Raw genomic sequence first — 19,477 nt, 5'->3', positions numbered from 1 at the left:
GAAAACCGCCGTAGATTGAGCGGCATGAAACTTACCGGAGCACTCGAAAAGGCATTCAACGACCAGGTCACCCTCGAGCTGGAGGCGTCGGTGGTGTACCGCCAGCTGGCCATCGAGATGGATGTCCAGGACCTGCCGGGCATCGCCGGGTGGTTCCGCGCCCAGTCCCAGGAGGAGATCGTCCACGCCGAGAAGTTCATCTCCCACATGACCGACCGCGACTCGAGCCCGTCCATCGGCGCCATCCAGGCCCCCGGGGTCAAGTCCGGATCGGTCCGGGACGCCTTCGAGGCATCGCTGGCCCACGAGGTCAAGGTCTCGGAGGCCATCCGCCGCCTGTACCGGCTGGCCCAGCAGGAAGGCGACATCGACGCCCTGCCGCTGCTGAGCTGGTTCGTCTCCGAGCAGCTGGAGGAGGAGGCGACGGTGGGCGAGATCATCGGCCGTGTCCGCCTCATCGGCGACGACGGCCCGGGCCTGCTGCGCCTGGACGCAGAGCTGGGATCGCGCCCCGGCGCCGACGACGAGGCCTAGCCTCCCAGCTCGCGGCGTAGCCGCTCCAGTTCGCGGCGGTCCCGTTTGGTGGGCCGCCCGGTGCCGCGGTCGCGGACCGGGACCATCAGGGCGGGGGCCTTCGGGCGGGCCGGGGTGTGGTCGGTGTAGCAGCTGGCCGCGGCCTGCGCCCCGACGCGTTTGACGATGAGCTGGCGCACCTCGAGGATCCGCTCGAATCCGGACTCGCGGATCCGGATGGTGTCCCCGGGCACGACGACCGCCGCGGCCTTGGCCGGGCGGTCGTTGAGCTTCACGTGGCCGGCCCGGCACGCGGCCGTGGCGGCGGAGCGGGTCTTGAAGGCGCGCACTCCCCAGAGCCACGCGTCGATGCGTACTGCCTTGTCCAGCGTTTTCATGGTCCTTCGAGCCTAGCGGCCAGCGGCTCCCGGCGCGTGTCCCAGCCCCAAGGCGGCACAGGCCTGCGCCGCGGTGTCCTCGATGAGCCGTTCGGCGTCGGCCTGCAGTTCGGCCAGTCCCGCGGGCCCGGGGGCGATCGAGAAGGCGGCGGTCAATCCGGCGTCCCGGCAGGCGGCTGCATCGAGTTGGACGGCACCGGCGATGACGACGACGCGCGCGCCCGGGTCGGCGGTGCGGCGCACGGCGTCGACGACCTTGCCGCCCAGGGACTGGGTGTCCAGCCGCCCTTCGCCGGTGAGGACGACGGCGGCACCCTCCAGTGCGCCGCGCAAGCCGATGGCCGCGGCGACGAGTTCGGCACCGGGGACCATCTGGGCCCCCAGCAGGGCCACCAGGGCCAGCGGCATTCCGCCGGCGGCACCGCACCCCGGTTGCCCGGCGAGGGAATCGGCCCCCAGTACCTGGGCCAGGTGCCTCAGCCCGGCGTCCAGGGCGGTGACGTCGTCCGGTGAGGCCCCCTTCTGCGGCCCGAACACGGCGGCGGCCCCGCGCGGACCGCAGAGCGGGTTGTCGACGTCGACGGCGATCCGCCAGGTGACCGCCGTGGCGCGCGGATGCAGCCCGGCTTGGTCGACGGTGGCCACGGAGGACAACGCGCCGCCGCCGGGGGCCACTGGAGTGCCGGATGCGTCGAGGAAGCGCGCGCCCAGCGCGGTGAGGAGCCCGGCGCCGCCGTCCGTGGTGGCCGAGCCGCCGATGCAGAGCAGGATCTCGTCGACCCCGGCATCGAGCAGTCGTTTCGCGATCAGGCCCACTCCGTGGGTGTCTGCCACCAGTGGTTGGAGGGGGACGTCGGAGACCTGGGGCAAGCCGTTGGCTTCGGCGGCCTCGATGATGCCGGTGGTGCCGTCCTGTGACATGCCGTAGCGCGCGGTGCAGGGGCGGCGGAGCGCATCGGTGGTCTCGATCGTCAGCGGTTCGGTGCCCCAGGTGGCCAACAGGGCGTCCAGGGTGCCCTCGCCGCCGTCGGCCATGGGCAGTTCGAGGATCCGTGCGTCGGCTCCGGCGACGGCCCGTACGCCTCGGGCCATGGCGGCGGCGGCCTGCGCGGCGCTGGCGCTGCCCTTGAAGGAGTCGGGGGCGACGACGATGACGGGGGAGGGCGTGCTGGTCATGGATCCACTCTAGGTGGGCCGGACATAGCGACAATATGGGCAAGGTGCCCGTACTTGAGGCGAATAGTCCCGCTGAGGGAGGGCAGGATGCCTACCTGCGGGAGGCGACGATGGCAAGCTGGAGGGTTGCGGCCTGGCCGGGGACCCGGGGGTCGAGCCCGGTCAGCTCGGTGATGCGGTCGAGCCGCTGGATGGCCGTGTTGCGATGCAGGTAGAGCTGCCGGGCCGTGGCGGAGGTCGAGGAGCCGCCGGCCAGGTAGGCCTCCACGGTGCGGTGGTGCTCGGGGCGCAGGCCCGCGACGCGGCGGGCCAGGGCGGCAACCGTCGCCGGCGGCAGCCCGGCGACCGACAGTTCGGGCGCCAGGTCGACGAGCTGGAGCGTCCTGCGGCCGTCATGTAGCGGCAGCAGCCCGCGGGCCGCGACCAGGGAGCCAAGAGCCTGTGCGGAACCGGCGAGTTCGAGGGCGTCGGTGCTGGTCCCGCCGTCGAGCACTACCCGGCTCGTCGAGTCTTTGGTTGGCTCCTCGGGGAGCCGGCTTCCCGACCGGGCGCCGGTAAGGACCCAGAGGGCGCCGCCGAACCGGGCCCGCCGATGAGGGCCGGACGGCGTGGGGCCGCCAGGGGAGTCCACGCTTCCGGCGACCTGGTCATCCAGAACGGCCTCGAGGCGCCAAGGTGGCGGTAGTTCGGGCAGTCCGGAGTCCAGGGCCGCGCTGAGCGCTGGTCCTTCCAGTTCGCCCGCCACCAGCGCGCCCAGCAGGTCGCGGTCGGCGGCATCCCTGCGGGCGGTGTCGTCGATCTCGCGTTCGCGCTCGAGCAGCAGTGCAGTGGTCAGGACCAGCACCTGGGCGACCGGCGCCACACGCTCGGGCGGTCCCGTCACGCCCAGCACGCCGACGACGTCCCCGTCCAGCCGCAGCGGAAGGTTCACGCCGGCGCGCTCGGAAGCCGGCCCGGCCTCGTGCACGATCCCAGGCTCCCCGGCGGCCACCGCACGCGCCACGGCGTGCATCGAACCGATGCGTGCGGCGTCGGTGGAGGCGATGATCACCCCCGAGGGGTCCATCACGTTGATGTTGAATTCCAGGGTCGGGGCGACCTGGTCGATCACGCGTTGGGCCAATTCGCGGCTCAGGGGCGGGGGCATAACGCCATCCTAGGGTGCCGGCGTCAGCAGGACGGTGTCGATGGACTGTTCGAGGATCTCCACGGCACCGGGCGCGAGGGCGCTGCCGGTGACGAGGACGTCGGCGGCGTCCAGGGGGGCGATCTGGCACAATCCGGTGATGCCCCACTTGCTGTGGTCGGCCACGACGACATGCTGGGCGGCGGAGGCCATGAAGGCCCGGTTGGCCTGGGCTTCGAGCATGTTCGGCGTGGTGAACCCGTCCTCCGCGGTCATGCCGTGGACGCCCATGAAGCAGATGTCCACGTGGAGTTGCGCCAACGCAGCCAGGGCCAGCGGGCCGACCAGCGCGTCGGACGGCGTGCGGATCCCCCCGGTGAGGATGACCGTCTGGGAGGCGTTGTCCGCGCTGTAGAACACCTCGGCGATGCGCGGTGAATTCGTGATGACCGTCAAGTCCGGGATATCGGTGCACTGCCCGGCCAGCGCATATGTCGTCGTCCCCGAATTCAGGGCAACCGACATGCCGGCTTCGATCAGCCCTGCGGCACGGTGGGCCAGCGCCTCCTTCTCCGGGGCGGCAAGACCGAGTTTGCGGGCGAACCCCGGTTCGCTGCTGGTAGCCGACGGCCCGCGGGTGGCCCCGCCGTGCACCTTGACCAGGTCCCCGGCGGTGGCCAGCGCGTTCAGATCGCGCCGCACCGTCATTTCCGAGATGCCCAGCTCGTGCGAGAGGGCCGTGACGCGCACCTGCCCGTACTTGTTTAATTCATCCAGGATGTGCCGGTGGCGCTGCTGCGGGAGCATCTCTGCCATGGTCTGTGGGCCTTCCGGGGGAACGTCGGTGTTCGAGGTGTCTTGCGCGCCAGCATAGCCGAGGTGCGGAATTGTGCGAATTTGCAATCGTCGCGTTTACGAGTTGAGGAGCCGGAGTGGCGCGTTACGAGAAACATTTTCGTTCAGGTCTTGTGCTCATTTGTGTCGCGTGCCATAGTGACCGGAAGTCAGAATTAGTTCTGTTCTGATCGACTTTGAGCGTTTTCTTGAAAACCACCGTCGTTGGGCACGTGGAAGATGGGCCGACGGCACAACCCAAGGAGTCACCGTGGCACACCACCCTTCCCGGATGCCCGGGCGCATGTCCCCGCCCAGCCCGTCCTCCCTCGGATCGCGGCTCGCCGTCCCGGTCAACCGTCGGACCGTCCTGGGAGGTGCCATGGGGCTGTCGGCCCTGGCGGCCCTCACCGCCTGCGGCGGCGGAGGAGGGGCCAGCACCAGCGCCGGCACCGGCGACATCACCTTCGGATCCAACCAGTCCGACGCCGTTCCCAAGGGCGCATACCAGAAGATCGTCGATGAATTCATGAAGGAATCCGGATCCAAGGTCTCCATCAACACCGTCGACCACAACACCTTCCAGGAACAGATCAACTCCTACCTCCAAGGCGATCCCGACGACGTGTTCACCTGGTTCGCCGGGTACCGGATGCGGTTCTTCGCCGACCAGGGCCTGGCGGGGGACATCTCGTCGGTGTGGGACGAAATCGGCCCGAACTTCAGCGAATCGTTCAAGGCGGCGTCCACTGCCTCGGATGGAAAGCAGTATTTCGTGCCGTTGTCCTACTATCCGTGGGCCGTCTTCTATCGGAAGTCGGTCTTCGAGGACAAGGGCTACCAGGTCCCCACGACGCTGGATGAGATGACCGAGATCAGCGAGGACATGCTCAAGGAGGGACTGGCCCCGATCGCCTTTGGCGACAAGGACGGCTGGCCCGCCATGGGGACGTTCGACATCCTGAACATGCGCATCAACGGCTACGACTTCCACACCAAGCTCCTGGCCGGCGACGGCTCGTGGGAATCCGACGAGGTCAAGGAGGTCTTCAACACCTGGGCCAAGCTGATGCCCTACCACCAGAAGGGCGGCCTGGGCAGGAACTGGCAGGAAACAGCCCAGAGCCTGCTGCAGAAGAAGTCCGGCATGTACCTGTTGGGCATGTTCGTCTCCCAGCAGTTCCAGGACGTCGAGGGCGGTGACGCACTCAAGGACCTCGACTTCTTCACGTTCCCGGAGATCAACCCCGAATTCGGCACCGACTCCATCGATGCACCCATCGACGGGTTCATGATGAGCGCCCAAACGCAGAACGCCGGCACCGCGAAGGACCTGCTGGCCTACCTTGGCAGCGCCAAGGCGGAGAAGATCAACGCGGACGCGGACAAGGGGCTCGTCGGGCCGGCCAATGACATGGACACCTCGGGCTACACGGCCCTGCAGAAGAAGGCGGCGAAGGTCGTCGGAGAGGCCAAGAACATCGCCCAGTTCATGGACCGCGACACCCGCCCGGATTTTGCCTCCACGGTCATGATCCCGTCGCTGCAGGCCTTCGTGAAGAACCCGAAGGACATCAACAACATCCTCGGGAACATCGAAGCGCAGAAGCAGGCCATCTTCACCGGCTAGGGCTGGGGAGGGGAACATCATGAGCACACTCACGCACAAGGCGCCACGGGCCAGGGGACGGAAGGTCCGGCGCTACAGCACGACGGACCGGCTGGTCCTGGCCCTCATGCTGGGCATCCCGGCACTGGTGGTGCTGGCCTTCGTCTGGGGGCCGGCACTGGGATCGGTGTTCCTCTCCTTCACCCGATGGAACGGGGTGACCGCCATCGAACCGATCGGCTTCCTGAACTACCAGCAGGTCGCCACGATCTACCCGCCGTTCTGGCCCGCACTGCAACACAACCTGATCTGGTTGGCGGTGCTGGCCCTGGTGGCCACGCCGCTGGGCCTGTTCCTGGCTGTGCTGCTGGACAAGAACATCCGCGGCACCCGGTTCTACCAGAGCATCTTCTACATGCCCGTGGTCCTCTCGCTGGCCCTGGTCGGCTTCATCTGGACGCTGCTGTACTCGCAGGACCAGGGGCTGGTCAACCAGCTCACCGGGGCGCACGTGAACTGGCTGGGCAACTCGGACATCAACCTCTGGGCCGTACTGGTCGCCGCCAGCTGGCGCCACGTCGGCTACATCATGGTCCTGTACCTCGCGGGCCTGAAGGGCGTGGACCCCTCGATCAAGGAAGCCGCCGCCATCGACGGGGCCAACCAGCGCCAGATCTTCTTCCGGGTGGTCTTCCCCGTGCTCAAACCGATCAACGTCATCGTCCTGGTCGTGACCGTGATCGAGGGACTGCGCGCCTTCGACATCGTCTACATCATCAACAAGGGCACCAACGGCCTGGAGTTGCTCTCCGTGCTGATCACCAACAACATTGTCGGCGAGGCCAGCCGGATCGGCTTCGGCTCCGCCATCGCGGTGATCCTGCTGGTCATCTCGCTGGCCTTCATCATCACCTACCTGGTGCAGACCTTCAGGAAGGAGGACCTGCGATGAGCGCGGCCACGCTGACCCCCGGCGACTCCGAGTCCGCCCGCGACTCCGCAGCGGCCTCCGTGGCACCAGCTGACGCTGCGGCAGCCACCCCGGGCACTGCCGTCGTGCAGGGGAACCCACGGGCCGGGGCGAGCCGGTCCTCCCGGAACGGAGCACCGGAACAGCGCAAGGCGCCGCTGTCCCCGGGCCGCGTCATCCTGCACGTCTGCCTCATCCTGTGGGCCGTGATCTGGCTGGTGCCGCTGGCCTGGGCCGTATACACCTCGCTGCGCCCCTACGCGGAGACCGCGGAGAAGGGCTACGTCTCCCTGCCGGACACGCTGAACTTCGACAACTACGTCACGGCCTGGACCCAGGCAGACCTGCCGCATTACTTCCTGAACTCCCTGTACATCGCCGTCCCCGCAGTCGTCGTCGTGCTCTTCATGTCCTCCATGGCGGCGTTCGTGCTGGCGCGCTTCAGCTTCAAGCTCAACCTGGCGATGTTGATGTTCTTCACCGCGGCGAACCTGCTGCCGCAACAGGTCATCATCACGCCGCTGTACCGGATGTTCCTGGCCCTGGACATCTACAACACCCAGTTCGGCGTCGTGCTGATCAACGTGGCCTTCCAGATGGGCTTCTGCGTGTTCGTGCTCTCCAACTTCATGAAGGCCCTGCCCGACGAGCTCGGCGAGGCCGCCCAGGTCGACGGGGCCGGGGTGTGGCGGCAGTACTACCAGATCGTGCTGCCCCTGACCCGGCCCGCGTTGGCCGCCCTGGCCACCCTGGAGTTCGCCTGGATCTACAACGACTTCTTCTGGGCCCTGGTGCTGCTGCGCGACGGCGACGCGATGCCGGTGACCAGTGCGCTGAACAACCTCAAGGGCGCGTTCTTCACGGACAACAACCTGGTCGCCGCCGGAGCGGTCATGATCGCCCTGCCCACCGTGGTCATGTTCCTGGCGCTGCAGAAGCACTTCGTGGCCGGCCTGACCCTCGGCAGCAACAAGTAGGGCGGCCCGGTGAACCTCCCCGCAACCCCAGCCTTGCCCTACCACCTCGACCGCTCGCCCGGCTCCGGCGCGCTGCCCGCCCGCGCCCATCTGGACTCCGACCGGCCCGAGGCCAGCCTCGCCGGGACGTGGGGGTTCCGGTATGCACCGTCCATTGCGGCGGCCGACCCCGACCCCGCCAACCCGGACGCCTACTTCCCCGACGCAGTCTCCGTCCCCGGGCACTGGGTCCTGGACGAGGCCAACGGCCCCTTGGTCATCGGCCAGGTGAACCGCTTCGGCAGCCCCTGGTACACCAACGTGGACTACCCGTTCCCGCTGGACCCGCCGTACGTGCCCGACGCCAACGGCACCGGGGACCACCTGCGCGAGTTCACCGCCGACGAGCTGGGCTTCACCGCCGCCGTCCTGGCCGGGCTCGCACGGGTGGTGCTGCGGTTCGAGGGCGTCGAGTCGGTGTTCCGGCTCTGGCTGAACGGCACCGAGCTGGGCCATGCCGCCGGGAGCCGGCTCACCCACGAATTCGACGCCACGGACACGCTGCTTCCCGGTTCGGCGGTGAACCGGTTGGTGGTGCGCGTCCACGCCTTCTCCGCCGCCAGCTACTTGGAGGACCAGGACCAGTGGTGGCTGCCGGGCATCTTCCGCGACGTCACCCTGATCGGCGAACCTGCCGACGGGATCCACGACGTCCGGGTCGTCGCCGACTACGACGGCGGCACCGGCCACCTCACGCTGGAGGCGGACGCCCCGGAGTCGGCATACCCGCTGCGGTTGGCCATCCCCGACCTGGGCCTCGAGCGCGAGATCAGCACGTCCCTGACCGAACTGGACGTCGGCGGGGTCGAGGGATGGACGGCCGAGACGCCACGCCTCTACACCGCCACCCTGTCCTCGGCGAGTGAGACGGTTTCCCTGCGGTTGGGGTTCCGGCGGGTCGACATCGCCGACGGGGTGCTGCGGGTCAACGGGGCGCCCATTCGCTTCCGCGGCGTCAACCGGCACGAATTCCACCCGCGCGCAGGACGCGCAGTCACCGCTGGGTTCACCCGCGGCGAGCTGGAGACGATGAAGCGCCACAACATCAACGCCATCCGCACCAGCCACTATCCGCCGAACCACCACCTGCTGGATCTCGCCGACGAACTGGGCTTCTGGCTCATCGACGAATGCGACCTGGAGACCCACGGCTTCGTCGCCGACCGGTGGCGAAAAAACCCCTCCGACGATCCGGCCTGGCGCCCCGCGTACCTGGACCGCATCGAGCGAACCTGGCGGCGCGATGCGAACCACGCCAGCGTCGTGATGTTCTCGCTCGGCAACGAATCCGGCACGGGGGCGAACCTGGCGGCCATGGCCGACTGGCTGCACCGGCACGATCCGATGCGTCCCATCCACTACGAGGGCGACCACGACGGCGCCTACACCGATGTCTACTCGCGCATGTATGCCACCCCCACCGAATCCGCCTCGATCCTGGCCGGGGAACCCACCCCCTCGGCGAGCGCGGAGGGATCGGCCCGGATCGCGACCCAGCCGTACGTGTTGTGCGAATACGCGCACGCCATGGGCAACGGGCCCGGCGGGCTCGGTGACTACGAGGCACTCTTCGACGGCCACCCCCGGGCCGCCGGGGGATTCGTCTGGGAGTACAAGGACCACGGGATCCTGGCCACCACCCCGGACGGCCGGCCCGTGTATGCGTATGGCGGGGACTTCGCCGAGCCGATCCACACCTCGAACTTCGTCCTCGACGGACTCGTCTTCGCCCACAGCACCCCCAGCCCCGGGCTGGTCGAATACGCCAAAGTCATCGAGCCGGTCAGGATCACCGTCGGGGAACGGCTCCGGGTCGAGAACCGCCAGGATTTCGCAGACACCGGCGGCTTCACGTTCCACTGGCGGCTAGACCCGGACGGTCCCGGAGACGACGCCGTTGCGCCGCTGGCCGCGGGGGTGCTGTCCGTCCCGGCGACTGCCGCGCGGTCCGCGTCCCTGGTTGACCTGCCCGGCGAGGTGGGGGAGCACCCCGGCGCGGTTCTCACCGTCTCCGTCCGCCTCGCGGCCGATGCCTGGTGGGCCGAGCAGGGGCACGAGGTGGCTTGGGGACAGGGGATTGCCGGCCGTCCCGCCGAGGCCCCCGCCTCCGGGACCACCCAGCCGCCGGTCGCGCTCCCCGCGCGCCGCGTCGAAGCGCGGCCTATTTCCACCCACTCCGACCTGCACCACCTGGCGCGGTTCGACGAAGCCGGCCTGCTCGAGCGGCTCGCCGACCTGCAGCTGGAGGGTCCCCACCTGCAGGTCTACCGGGCCCCGACGGACAACGACGGCGGGGCCATCGAACCCACCCGTGACCTGCGCCCCGGAGGCGGAGGCGCCATGGGCCCCGACGCCCAGGTGGCCCCGGGCTTCGACTGGGACACCTACGCCGGCACCGTACCCGGACCCGTCGTCGCGCTCGCCGACCGCTGGCACGACGCGGGCTTGCACCGGCTCCAGCGCCGCACCCTGGCCACCCAAGATGATGGGGATGGCCTGCGGGCCACACACCGCTACGGCGCCCCCGCGGCGTCGACCGGGTTCGGCACCGAGTTGGAATGGAGCGTCGTCGACGGGGCGCTGCGCTTGCGGGCTCGGACGGAGGCGTTGCAGGACCCAGGCTTCCCGCTCGCCCAGCTGGGATTTGAATTCACCCTGCCCGCCGAGGCGCTGGCCGACGACTGCGCCGCGACCTTCACCGGCGCCGGACCGGGCGAATCGTATGCCGACTCCCGGGCCGCCCAACGGTTTGGAATCCACCGGCTGACGGTGGGTGGGTTGCGCACCGACTACCCACGCCCCCAGGCCAACGGACGACGCGGCCACCTGAGTCGGCTCGACCTGGCGCTGGCCGACGGGCGGACACTGCGGCTGCGAATCCTCGAGGGCCCGCCGGACACCGGCTTCACCCTCGGCCCCTGGAGCCAGCAGGAGCTGGCCGCGGCCGGTCACCCCACCGACCTGCCCACGCCCACCCGGTGGCACCTCGGAATCGATGCCGGCCAGCACGGGCTGGGCAGCCGCTCCTGCGGGGTCGACGTCGCCGCCCGCGACGCCCTCACCGCCCGCGCGGCGGAGCTGGTCCTGGACTTCGCCCTGCTGGACACCACCGCGAAAGGAACCCCATGAGCCTCGTATCCCTCTCCGGCCACGGCGTCTGCCTGGTCCTGGAGACCAGCGGGGACCCCACCGTCGTGCATTGGGGAAGTGATCCCGGCCCCCTGCCGGAGCACGCGTCCACCGGGCCGGTACTGCACTCGAACTACGACCACCCGCTGAGCATGCCGTTGTGGCCGCAACCGGCCAGCGGCTGGTCCGGCACCCCGTTGCTCGAGGGAGGCCGCGGCGGGCGCGACACCTCGGCACGCTTCACCGACCCGGAGGCGACCAGCGGGGAGGGGCGGCTGGTCCTGGGCGCCACCGACGCCGAGGCCGGGCTGGAACTGGCCACCGAGGCCGAACTACTCCCGGGCGGCCTGCTGCGCCTGCGGCACACCGTTACCAACCGCGGTGCCGCCGGCTACGAGGTCCGCGCCCTGCACGCCACGCTGCCGGTCGGAGCGCAGGCCACCGAGCTGCTCGACACCGCCGGGCGCTGGTCCCGCGAACGATCGGTCCAACGGCTGCCCTTCGGCACCGGGACGCACACCCGGACGGGCCGGCGTGGGCGCACCGGACACGACGCGCCGCTCCTGCTCGCCGCCGGGACGCCCGCCTTCGCCAACCGGCGCGGCGAAGTGTGGGGCCTGCACCAGGGGTGGAGCGGCAACAGCACCGTGTTCGCCGAACGCACAGCGACGCCCTCGCGCACCCTGGGCGCCGGGGAACTCCTCGGGGCCGGGGAGGTCGTCCTGGACACCGGGGCCGGCTACACCTGCCCGTGGACCTACTTCGCCTACTCGGATGCGGGGCTGGACGGCATCGCGGCCCGCTTCCACACCTACCTGCGCTCGCGCGAAAACCACCCCCGCCGGACCCGGCCGGTGGTACTGAACACCTGGGAGGCCGTCTACTTCCAGCACGACCTGGACGAACTGGCATCGCTGGCTGGGGCGGCCGCCGAGGCCGGGGTGGAGAGGTTCGTGCTCGACGACGGGTGGTTCGGCTCCCGGCGCGATGACACCTCGGGTCTGGGGGACTGGCACGTCTCGCCCGAGGTCTGGCCGCAGGGCCTGGTGCCGCTGATCCGGCGGGTCAACGAGCTGGGCATGGAATTCGGCCTCTGGGTCGAACCCGAGATGGCCAACCCGGATTCGGACTTGGCCCGGCAGCACCCCGACTGGCTCTGTCGCGCCCGCGGGGACTCGCTGGCGCCCACTTGGCGCCAGCAGCAGGTCGTGGACCTGACCCACCCGGGCGCGTACGCCCACATCCTGGCCTCGCTGGATACGGTGCTGGCCGTCGCCCGGGACGCCGGGACCCCGATCGCGTTCCTGAAATGGGACCAGAACCGCGACCTGGCCGACATGGCCTCCGCCGGCCGGCCCTCCCAACAGGCCCAGACGCTGGCGGCCTACCGCATGATGGACGACCTCAAGGCAGCCCACCCGGGACTGGAAATCGAGGCGTGTTCCTCCGGCGGTGCCCGCGTGGACCTGGGGGTGCTCGAACACGCCGACCGGGTCTGGGCCTCGGATTCCAACGATGCGCTCGAACGCCAGCACATTCAGGAGATGACCCAGCGGGTGCTGCCCCCCGAACTCGTCGGCCAGCACATCGGGCCGCCCACCGCTCACACCTCCGGGCGCACTCACGCGCTGGCGTTCCGCGGGATCACCGCGCTGTTCGGGCACTTCGGGATGGAATGGGACATCCGCGAGGCTGTCGGGGCCGACCGCGACACCCTGCACCAGCTCGTCCGGCTGTACAAGAAGCACCGCGTCCTGCTGCACTCCGGGGTCCAGGTCCGGGCCGACCTCGGCGACGATGCCTTCAGCCTGTACGGAACCGTGGCCGGCGACGGCAGGGAGGCCCTCTACGCGTGGGCGCTGCTGCGCTCCAGCGACGACGCCGGCCCCGGAGCCGTTGCCCTGCCCGGCCTCCGGGACGAGGTGGCCTACCGGGTCACCGCGATCCTGCCCGGCGACGAGCCCGGCACCTACGCCGAACGCCGGCCCTCCGCCTGGATGGCCGAGGGCTACACCGCCACCGGCGCCTACTTGGGCGCCGTCGGCCTGTCGCTGCCCGCCCTGAACCCCGAGCGGGCCATCCTGCTCCACGCCGAAGCCCTGGAGGCACCGTGAGCACCCCGCACCCGCACACCGACCTGGCCGACGGCGGCGCGCTGCAGGAACCGGCCCGGGGGCGGTTGGCCGACGGCCGGGAGATCCTGTACTTCTTCGACCAGCCCGGGGACGGCGACGGCTTCGTCCCGCCGGCCGATCCGCGCCCCCTGCCCGTCCGCCCCCCGGCCGCCGAACTGCGACGCGACCCGCTCACGGGGGAGTGGGTCTCCTTCGCCGCCCACCGCCAGGCCCGCACCCACCTGCCGCCCGCCGACGAATGCCCGCTGTGCCCCTCCGGCCACGACCGGCCCACCGAGATCCCGGCCGTTGGCTACGACGTCGTCGTCTTCGAGAACCGCTTCCCATCCTTCGGACCCGACCAGCGGGACCAGGTGCTCGGCGATCGGCTCGGCGTGTCCCACCCGGCCCACGGCCGCTGCGAGGTCATCGCGTTCGGCTCCGCGCACGACGCCTCCTTCGGGGACCTCGGCCCCGAGCGGGCGCGTACCGTCGTGGAAGCCTGGGCCCAGCGTACCGCCGAGCTCTCCACGCTGCCCGGCGTCGAGCAGGTCTTCGCCTTCGAGAACCGCGGTGCGCAGATCGGGGTGACCCTGCACCACCCGCACGGCCAGATCTACTCCTACCCCTACATCCCGCCCCGCACCATCACCCAGCTGAAGCAGGCGGTCACGCACCGCGAACGCACCGGACGGAACCTGATGCAAGACGTGCTCGACTTCGAGTGCGCCGACGGCTCCCGCATCGTGGAGCGGACCGCCCATTTCACCGTATTCGTCCCCTTCGCCGCACGGATGCCGATCGAGGTGCACATCGTCCCCCACCGCCACGTCGCCGACCTGGCCGGGCTCACCGCCGACGAGCGGGACGACCTCGCGGCAGGCTACCTGCGCCTGATCCGTGCCGTCGACGCCCTCTACCCGACACCCACGCCCTACATCGCCGCCTGGTTCCAGGCCCCCGTGCGCCACCCGGATGCCGGCGAGCTGCGCCTGCACCTGCAGCTGACCTCACCGCGCCGGGCCCAGGACAAGTTGAAGTACCTGGCCGGTTCGGAGGCCGCCATGGGTGCCTTCATCGGCGACGTCACCCCGGAATCCACGGCGGCGCGGCTGCGTGCCGCCCTCGCCACCCTGGACGGGGGCGCGGCATGACACACCGGTACGACGACGGTCCCCCCGCGCCCGTCCGCCCGGCTCCGGCCGGCGCCTGGCGGCCCACCGCTGGGGGCGTTCCGGACTACGGGGCGCAGACGGCCCGCATCACGCAGGCCTTCACCGCGCTCTTCGGCGGCCTGCCCGACGGGGTCTGGGCGGCCCCGGGACGGGTGAACCTCATGGGGGAGCACACCGACTACAACGAGGGCTTCGTGCTGCCCTTCGCCCTGGAGCACACCGCCCGCGTCGCCGTGGCCCTGTGCCGGACCGGCCCCCCGCGCCTGCGCACCGCCTCGCTGCAGGGGACGTCCTCGGGAACCGGCACGGTGCCGACGGCGTCCCCGATTACCGAAGCCGACTTGGGGCACTTGGAACCGGGCGCGGTCGCCCCCTGGGCGCGGTACGTGGCAGGGGTCATCTGGGCGTTGCAGCAGCGCGGACACCAGGTGCCCGGGGTGGACATCCTGCTTGATTCCGACGTGCCGGCGGGTGCCGGGCTGTCCTCCTCGGCAGCCATCGAATGCGCCGTGGCACTGGCGCTGGACGAGCTGCTGGCCACGGGCATCGGGCGCGAGGAGCTGGTACTGGCCTGCCAACAGGCGGAGAACGACTTTGTCGGTGCCCCGACCGGCATCCTGGACCAGTCCGCGGCGCTGCTGGGGACCGCGGGGCATGCCTTGTTCCTCGACTGCCGCAGCCGGGCCGCACGGCAGGTGCCGTTGCCCCTGGCCGACGCAGGCCTGACGCTGCTGGTCATCGACACGCGGGTTGCCCACGCCCATGAATCCGGCGGCTACAAGGACCTGGTTGCCGCCTGCCGCCGGGGAGCCGCTGCCTTGGGGGTTCCCGCCCTGCGGGATGTCGGCCCCGACCGGTTGGATGATGCACGGCTGCTGCTGGACCCGGAGACCTTCCGCAGGGTGCGGCATATAGTCACCGAGAACCAGCGCGTGCTCGATGTCGTGGGGCTGCTGGATGCCGGAGGACCCGGTGGCATCGGGCCGCTGCTCAGCGCCAGCCACGCCTCGATGCGCGATGATTTCGGCATCTCCTGCCCGGAGCTGGACGCGGCCGTGGAGGCCGCCCAGCAAGCCGGTGCCCGCGGTGCACGGATGACCGGCGGCGGGTTCGGCGGATCGGCCATTGCCGTGGTCGCCGCACAGGAGGCCGGCCAGGTCGGCGATGCGGTTCGCCGGCGGTTCGCCGAGGACGGCTACGCCGAACCGGGAATCGCCAGCGTCCTGCCAGGTCCCGGTGCACGCCGGATCGATGGCCGGTAGCCTGCCCGGGACGCGAGAAGGGGCCCCGGCTTTGGGGGGAAAGCCGGAGCCCCGATTCATCACTCGCACCTTCATGAGGTACTTAAGACTCTAGGAGCCGACCCTTGGCGGGGGCTGTGCGTGGCGTGGGGATTCGCTCCATTCCGGTCCCGGGGGCGGGCTTGTCGTCGTCGTTCCCCGGCCCTTGCCGCCCCCAGCGGCGGGCCCAGACGGGCCTACGGACCGGGTCCGCAGCCGCGGGGCCCGAACTCGGTAGTGTGGTGGATGTCACCCACCCCTTCATCCCGCGAGGTGTATTCCGTGCCAAGTCGCACCGATACCGGCAAGCAGGGCACTCCGATTTCCCGTGCCATGCGTCCGGTTAACCAACTGGTCGAAAAGTTCATCCCGTCAGCGCTGGTATTCGCCATCGTGCTGACCTTCATCGTCGCCATCCTGGCCCTGTTCCTGACCGGGTCCTCGCCAGTGCTCGTCGTCAAGAGCTGGGGTGATGGGCTGGCCGGGTTGCTGGCCTTCATCACCCAGATGGCCTTGGTCCTCATGCTCGGCCACATCCTGGCCAACACCCGGCCCGTGCGGAAGCTGCTGGCCTTCCTGGGAAGCATTCCGCGCACGCCCCTCCAGGCCTACCTGTTCGTGTTCGTCGTCGCCGCCGTGGCCTCGCTGATCACCTGGGGGCTCGGCCTGGTCGTCGGCGCCCTGCTCGCCAAGGAAGTCGCCGCGCAGGGACGGGAGAGGGGACTGCGGCTGCACTTCCCGATGCTCGTCGCCTGCGGCTTCGCCGGCTTCGTCGTCTGGCACATGGGCTACTCGGGATCGGGCCCGTTGACGGCGGCGACACCCGACTCGTTCATCGCCAAGCAGCTCGGCGGCCCGCTGCCGATCTCCGAGACGACCTTCTCCTCCTGGAACATGGTCGCCGCGGTCGCCACCATCGTCGTCGTCGGGTTCGCCCTGTTCCTGGTGGCACCCCGGCAGGCCGACAAGATCGTGGAGCTGGAGCGCGACGCCCGCGATGCCGGGGTCGAGGTCGAGGAGGACATCGTCACCCCGGCCGACCGCGTGGACGCCAGCCGGTTGCCCACCCTGCTGCTGGGCCTGATGCTGGCCGCGTACCTGGTGATCCACTTCGTGCAGGGCGGGACCATCACGCTGGACATCGTGAACTGGACATTCCTGGCACTGATCCTGCTGCTGGTGCGCAACCCGTTCGAACTGGTCGCCCTGACCAAGGACGCGGCGTCCAACGTCGGCGAGATCCTGCTGCAGTTCCCGCTCTATGCGGGCATCCTCGGCATCATGGAGGGCACCGGGCTCATCCAGGTGTTCTCCGATGCGTTCGTGGCCATCTCCACGCCGCAGACCTTTGGCGTCCTCGCCCTGCTGTCGGCGGGGCTGGTGAACTTCTTCGTCCCCTCCGGCGGCGGCCAGTTCGCCGTCCAGGCGCCGATCATGCTCACTGCCGCCGAGCAGCTCGGGGTGGATCCGTCGATCCCGATCATGGCGGTGGCCTATGGCGACCAGTGGACGAACATGATCCAGCCGTTCTGGGCTCTGCCGTTGCTGGCCATCGCAGGGTTGAAGATGCGCGACATCCTCGGCTACACGACGATCGTGCTGGTTGCCTCGGGGCTGGTGTTCGCCGCGACGCTGCTCATCGTCTCGTTGTAGCCGCCGCCGGCGTCCGGACATGATGAGGGCCCCGGCTTGGGGAAAGCCGGGGCCCGATTCATCACTCGCACCTTTGAGGTAGTCACCACTCTAGGGAGCTAACCTATGCTGCAGCTGGGAGCCGGGTGGGGATTCGCCGGACGCTCCCAAGGGTTAGGTGAGCAGCAGTGCGATGAGCCCGATGACGGGCAGCGAGAGCAGCGAGGACAGGAAGATGACGTCGCGGGCGGCGGCCGTGGGCATCCGGAACTGGCTGGAGAACAGGTAGACGTTCTGCGCCGTGGGCAGCGCAGCCATCACCACGACCCCGAAGAGTGCGGTGCCCGAGACCCCGAACAACAGGTGCCCGGCCGCCCACGCCGCACACGGCATGAGCACGAGCTTCACCACCAGGGACAGCACGACGTCGGCACGCACCGACATCGAGCACATCGAGGTGTCGCTAAGAATGCAAGTCGGATATGTCCTTGGCCGGCGTTCCGCCTTCGCACACCTGGACCCGGGAACCTTCGTGGGGGCCTTCGCCGAGGCCCAGACGGATGCCGTCACGGGGGAGGTGTTTCCCAGCAAGCACGAGCAGTGGATCTTGAAGGCGGCCGAGCGGCAGAACGCTTCCGATGAGGCATTCGTGGCGCATTTCCGGGACAAGTACGACGACCGGATGCCGATATGGGCACTGACGGAAATCCTCGAAATGGGACAGCTCAGCCGGCTATATGGCGGACTGGTCAACTCGATTGCCACGGAGATCGCCACTGCGTACTCGGCGCCGTCGAAAAAGGTGATGTATAGCTGGATCTCAAGCCTGAACTACGTGCGGAACGTGGCTGCCCACCACGCGCGGATTTTCAATCGAAAGCTCGTGGTCGCTCCCCGCCGGCCGGCGGTGGGGCAGGTCCCGCTGCTTGATCACCTGAAGGACGGGGAATCCTCGAAACAGGTGTTCGGCCTCTACAACGCTTTGGCGGTCATGGCCTACCTGATGCGGTCGATCGATCCAGACAGTGGGTGGCCAAAGCGCGTGGTTGATCTCGTGGAGTCTTTTCCGGAAACAGAAGCCGTAACGAAGTATTCACTGGGATTGCCACCGCGGTGGTCCGGGCTCAAGCTCTGGAATCCATAACCGGCGGTCTCGCCTGGTTCGATCTCGATGGGATCTCAGGGCCAAGGTTCCATATGCGCCGTTATCGGCGTTTGATGTTTCGATTCGGTGCGGTCCAAGAGATGCACAGGCAGAGCACTGCTATTTGAGCGGGTGGAGTGTCGTTTTCACTGGCCTGCAGCCGTGCGAAGGCATGCTTTACTTACAGGCAGACATCACGTTTTGAGAGGGGAATCTTTGGCCACCTACGGCTTCAAACTACTGAGGGTCGAGTCTTTTATCGGTCGAGGGCGTAAGCGGCAGGACTTTGGAAAGATCGGTTTGCTGGGCCTAATCGAGAAGGATGTTGCCGCAGCAGTTGAACGATCGAGGGCTAGTAAGGAAAGCAGCCTGGGGCAAGAAAGCCCCGCCAACCAGGACGGGTCTCAGCCCGGTGAGGAGTCCGAAGTGGACCTCAGCGACTTGTCGGCGGACGACATCGTCTCGGGAGATGAAGATCCCGTTGAAGGGAACGAAGACGTTGTAGCCGGCGATGAATCTGGCACGCTGCGGAAGAAGAAGCCGGACGCGGTCGTACAGTTCGAGGGATCGACACGGTACCGGAACGCCCTGTTGATTCGGCTTCAGTACGGAATCGTTGGGGATCATGACTATGGAGTTGACCCAACCGGACAGAGCCTGGACGTAGATCTGAAGAAGCGGGCGACGACCCGGCACTACCGAGCCGTGCTGATAACTCCAGACGAAGGCGAGGCTGGGTTCTTGGCTGTGGAAGCAATCTCCAGGTCGAACCCGGGCTCCGATCTTCCTCGTCGCCTGCACCAAGCGGCCGATGGTCACACCTACAAATTGCGCACTCTGGGCACTGTCGCAGACGAGCCTTCCATCAAGGCACTAATGCGCGACGGACACGTCGACTTTGTTGAGCTCATCAAGTCTGCGACAGATGAGGACGCAACATACCCCATCCCTGTTGACGCCGTGCTCCGATTCAAGCTTGGAGCCAAATCGTCTTATGGAGATGACATTCTCGGACATGTAAGAAGCTGGGTCTCCAACTGGATAGACAAGAAGGAAGACAAAAAAGCTATAAATCCCACAGAAGAAGCTCGGGACCTGGCAAGTATCCTCTGGAAAGGCACCAAAGACCTGGGCTTCGATACGGCTCGGGTAAAGGTGAAGTCGACCAAGCAGGCCAAGACGCTCCAGCCATTGGACGTAAGGGAAGGGTTTGTTTACGACTTGGGGTCAAAGAAACTGGACGACGGCGCATTCTTCAGGGAGGTAGCTCTCGTCGCTCAGTCGGTCTTCAGCAACAATGAGATGGACATGCCGCTAGGCTGGAACGAGCAGGTCGAATAACTAGCACGATCGGGGGAACA

16 protein-coding genes are annotated in these 19,477 nt (G+C 68.6%); 11 read left to right on the top strand and 5 right to left on the bottom strand.

The genetic code is table 11. The features are described 5' to 3' along the window. The first annotated feature begins 24 nt into the window (after positions 1 to 24). Entirely contained in the window at positions 25 to 534 is a 510-nt protein-coding gene (locus tag AB8M85_RS03495) for a ferritin (RefSeq protein ID WP_372697367.1), read from the top strand. Here AB8M85_RS03495 and AB8M85_RS03490 read toward each other — a convergent pair. The 4 genes from AB8M85_RS03490 to AB8M85_RS03475 form a co-directional block, all read right to left on the bottom strand. Then, entirely contained in the window at positions 531 to 911 is a 381-nt protein-coding gene (locus tag AB8M85_RS03490; protein ID WP_372697366.1) for an RNA-binding S4 domain-containing protein, read from the bottom strand. The genes AB8M85_RS03495 and AB8M85_RS03490 overlap by 4 nt on opposite strands. A 12-nt stretch (positions 912 to 923) precedes the next feature. Then, a complete protein-coding gene (locus tag AB8M85_RS03485) occupies positions 924 to 2,087 on the bottom strand; it encodes a glycerate kinase (RefSeq protein WP_372697365.1) in 1,164 nt (387 codons plus the stop codon). 91 nt (positions 2,088 to 2,178) lie between these two features. Beyond that, positions 2,179 to 3,234, bottom strand: a complete 1,056-nt coding sequence (locus AB8M85_RS03480; protein ID WP_372697364.1) for a CdaR family transcriptional regulator — start codon at positions 3,232 to 3,234, stop codon at positions 2,179 to 2,181. Positions 3,235 to 3,243: 9 nt separating this feature from the next. After that, positions 3,244 to 4,029, bottom strand: a complete 786-nt coding sequence (locus tag AB8M85_RS03475) for a DeoR/GlpR family DNA-binding transcription regulator (protein ID WP_372697363.1) — start codon at positions 4,027 to 4,029, stop codon at positions 3,244 to 3,246. 289 nt (positions 4,030 to 4,318) lie between these two features. On the opposite strand from AB8M85_RS03475, the gene AB8M85_RS03470 reads away from it, so the two are divergent. The 8 genes from AB8M85_RS03470 to AB8M85_RS03435 all read left to right on the top strand — a co-directional run bounded on the left by AB8M85_RS03470 (position 4,319) and on the right by AB8M85_RS03435 (position 16,993). Continuing rightward, entirely contained in the window at positions 4,319 to 5,677 is a 1,359-nt protein-coding gene (locus AB8M85_RS03470; RefSeq protein WP_372697362.1) for an ABC transporter substrate-binding protein, read from the top strand. 19 nt (positions 5,678 to 5,696) lie between these two features. Then, a complete protein-coding gene (locus tag AB8M85_RS03465; RefSeq protein ID WP_372697361.1) occupies positions 5,697 to 6,608 on the top strand; it encodes a carbohydrate ABC transporter permease in 912 nt (303 codons plus the stop codon). Next, positions 6,605 to 7,603: a carbohydrate ABC transporter permease gene (locus AB8M85_RS03460; RefSeq protein ID WP_372697360.1), complete on the top strand. Its 999-nt coding sequence runs from the start codon at positions 6,605 to 6,607 to the stop codon at positions 7,601 to 7,603. The genes AB8M85_RS03465 and AB8M85_RS03460 overlap by 4 nt, the downstream gene beginning before the upstream one ends. A gap of 9 nt (positions 7,604 to 7,612) precedes the next feature. Continuing rightward, on the top strand, positions 7,613 to 10,771 hold the full coding sequence (locus AB8M85_RS03455) for a glycoside hydrolase family 2 TIM barrel-domain containing protein (RefSeq protein WP_372697359.1): 3,159 nt from the start codon (positions 7,613 to 7,615) through the stop codon (positions 10,769 to 10,771). After that, positions 10,768 to 12,885, top strand: a complete 2,118-nt coding sequence (locus AB8M85_RS03450) for an alpha-galactosidase (protein WP_372697358.1) — start codon at positions 10,768 to 10,770, stop codon at positions 12,883 to 12,885. Before AB8M85_RS03455 ends, AB8M85_RS03450 begins: the two co-directional genes overlap by 4 nt. Further along, positions 12,882 to 14,039, top strand: a complete 1,158-nt coding sequence (galT, locus tag AB8M85_RS03445) for a galactose-1-phosphate uridylyltransferase (RefSeq protein ID WP_372697357.1) — start codon at positions 12,882 to 12,884, stop codon at positions 14,037 to 14,039. Before AB8M85_RS03450 ends, galT begins: the two co-directional genes overlap by 4 nt. Further along, positions 14,036 to 15,322: a galactokinase gene (galK, locus tag AB8M85_RS03440; protein ID WP_372697356.1), complete on the top strand. Its 1,287-nt coding sequence runs from the start codon at positions 14,036 to 14,038 to the stop codon at positions 15,320 to 15,322. Before galT ends, galK begins: the two co-directional genes overlap by 4 nt. A gap of 351 nt (positions 15,323 to 15,673) precedes the next feature. Then, complete coding sequence (locus AB8M85_RS03435) at positions 15,674 to 16,993, top strand: short-chain fatty acid transporter (protein ID WP_372697710.1); 1,320 nt, start codon at positions 15,674 to 15,676, stop codon at positions 16,991 to 16,993. 153 nt (positions 16,994 to 17,146) lie between these two features. Here the strand turns inward: AB8M85_RS03435 and AB8M85_RS03430 are convergent, their stop codons facing one another. Next, a complete protein-coding gene (locus AB8M85_RS03430) occupies positions 17,147 to 17,365 on the bottom strand; it encodes a hypothetical protein (protein ID WP_372697355.1) in 219 nt (72 codons plus the stop codon). Here AB8M85_RS03430 and AB8M85_RS03425 point away from each other — a divergent pair. Both AB8M85_RS03425 and AB8M85_RS03420 read left to right on the top strand, forming a co-directional pair. Next, positions 17,364 to 18,116, top strand: a complete 753-nt coding sequence (locus AB8M85_RS03425; protein WP_372697354.1) for an Abi family protein — start codon at positions 17,364 to 17,366, stop codon at positions 18,114 to 18,116. The two genes, AB8M85_RS03430 and AB8M85_RS03425, sit on opposite strands and share 2 nt — an antisense overlap. Before the next feature lie 216 nt (positions 18,117 to 18,332). After that, entirely contained in the window at positions 18,333 to 19,457 is a 1,125-nt protein-coding gene (locus tag AB8M85_RS03420) for a hypothetical protein (RefSeq protein WP_372697353.1), read from the top strand. The last annotated feature ends 20 nt before the right edge of the window (positions 19,458 to 19,477 follow it).

It is taken from the genome of Arthrobacter sp. JSM 101049, assembly GCF_041679245.1.
Taxonomy (GTDB): domain Bacteria; phylum Actinomycetota; class Actinomycetes; order Actinomycetales; family Micrococcaceae; genus Arthrobacter_H.
This window is presented reverse-complemented; position numbering and strand designations above follow the sequence as displayed.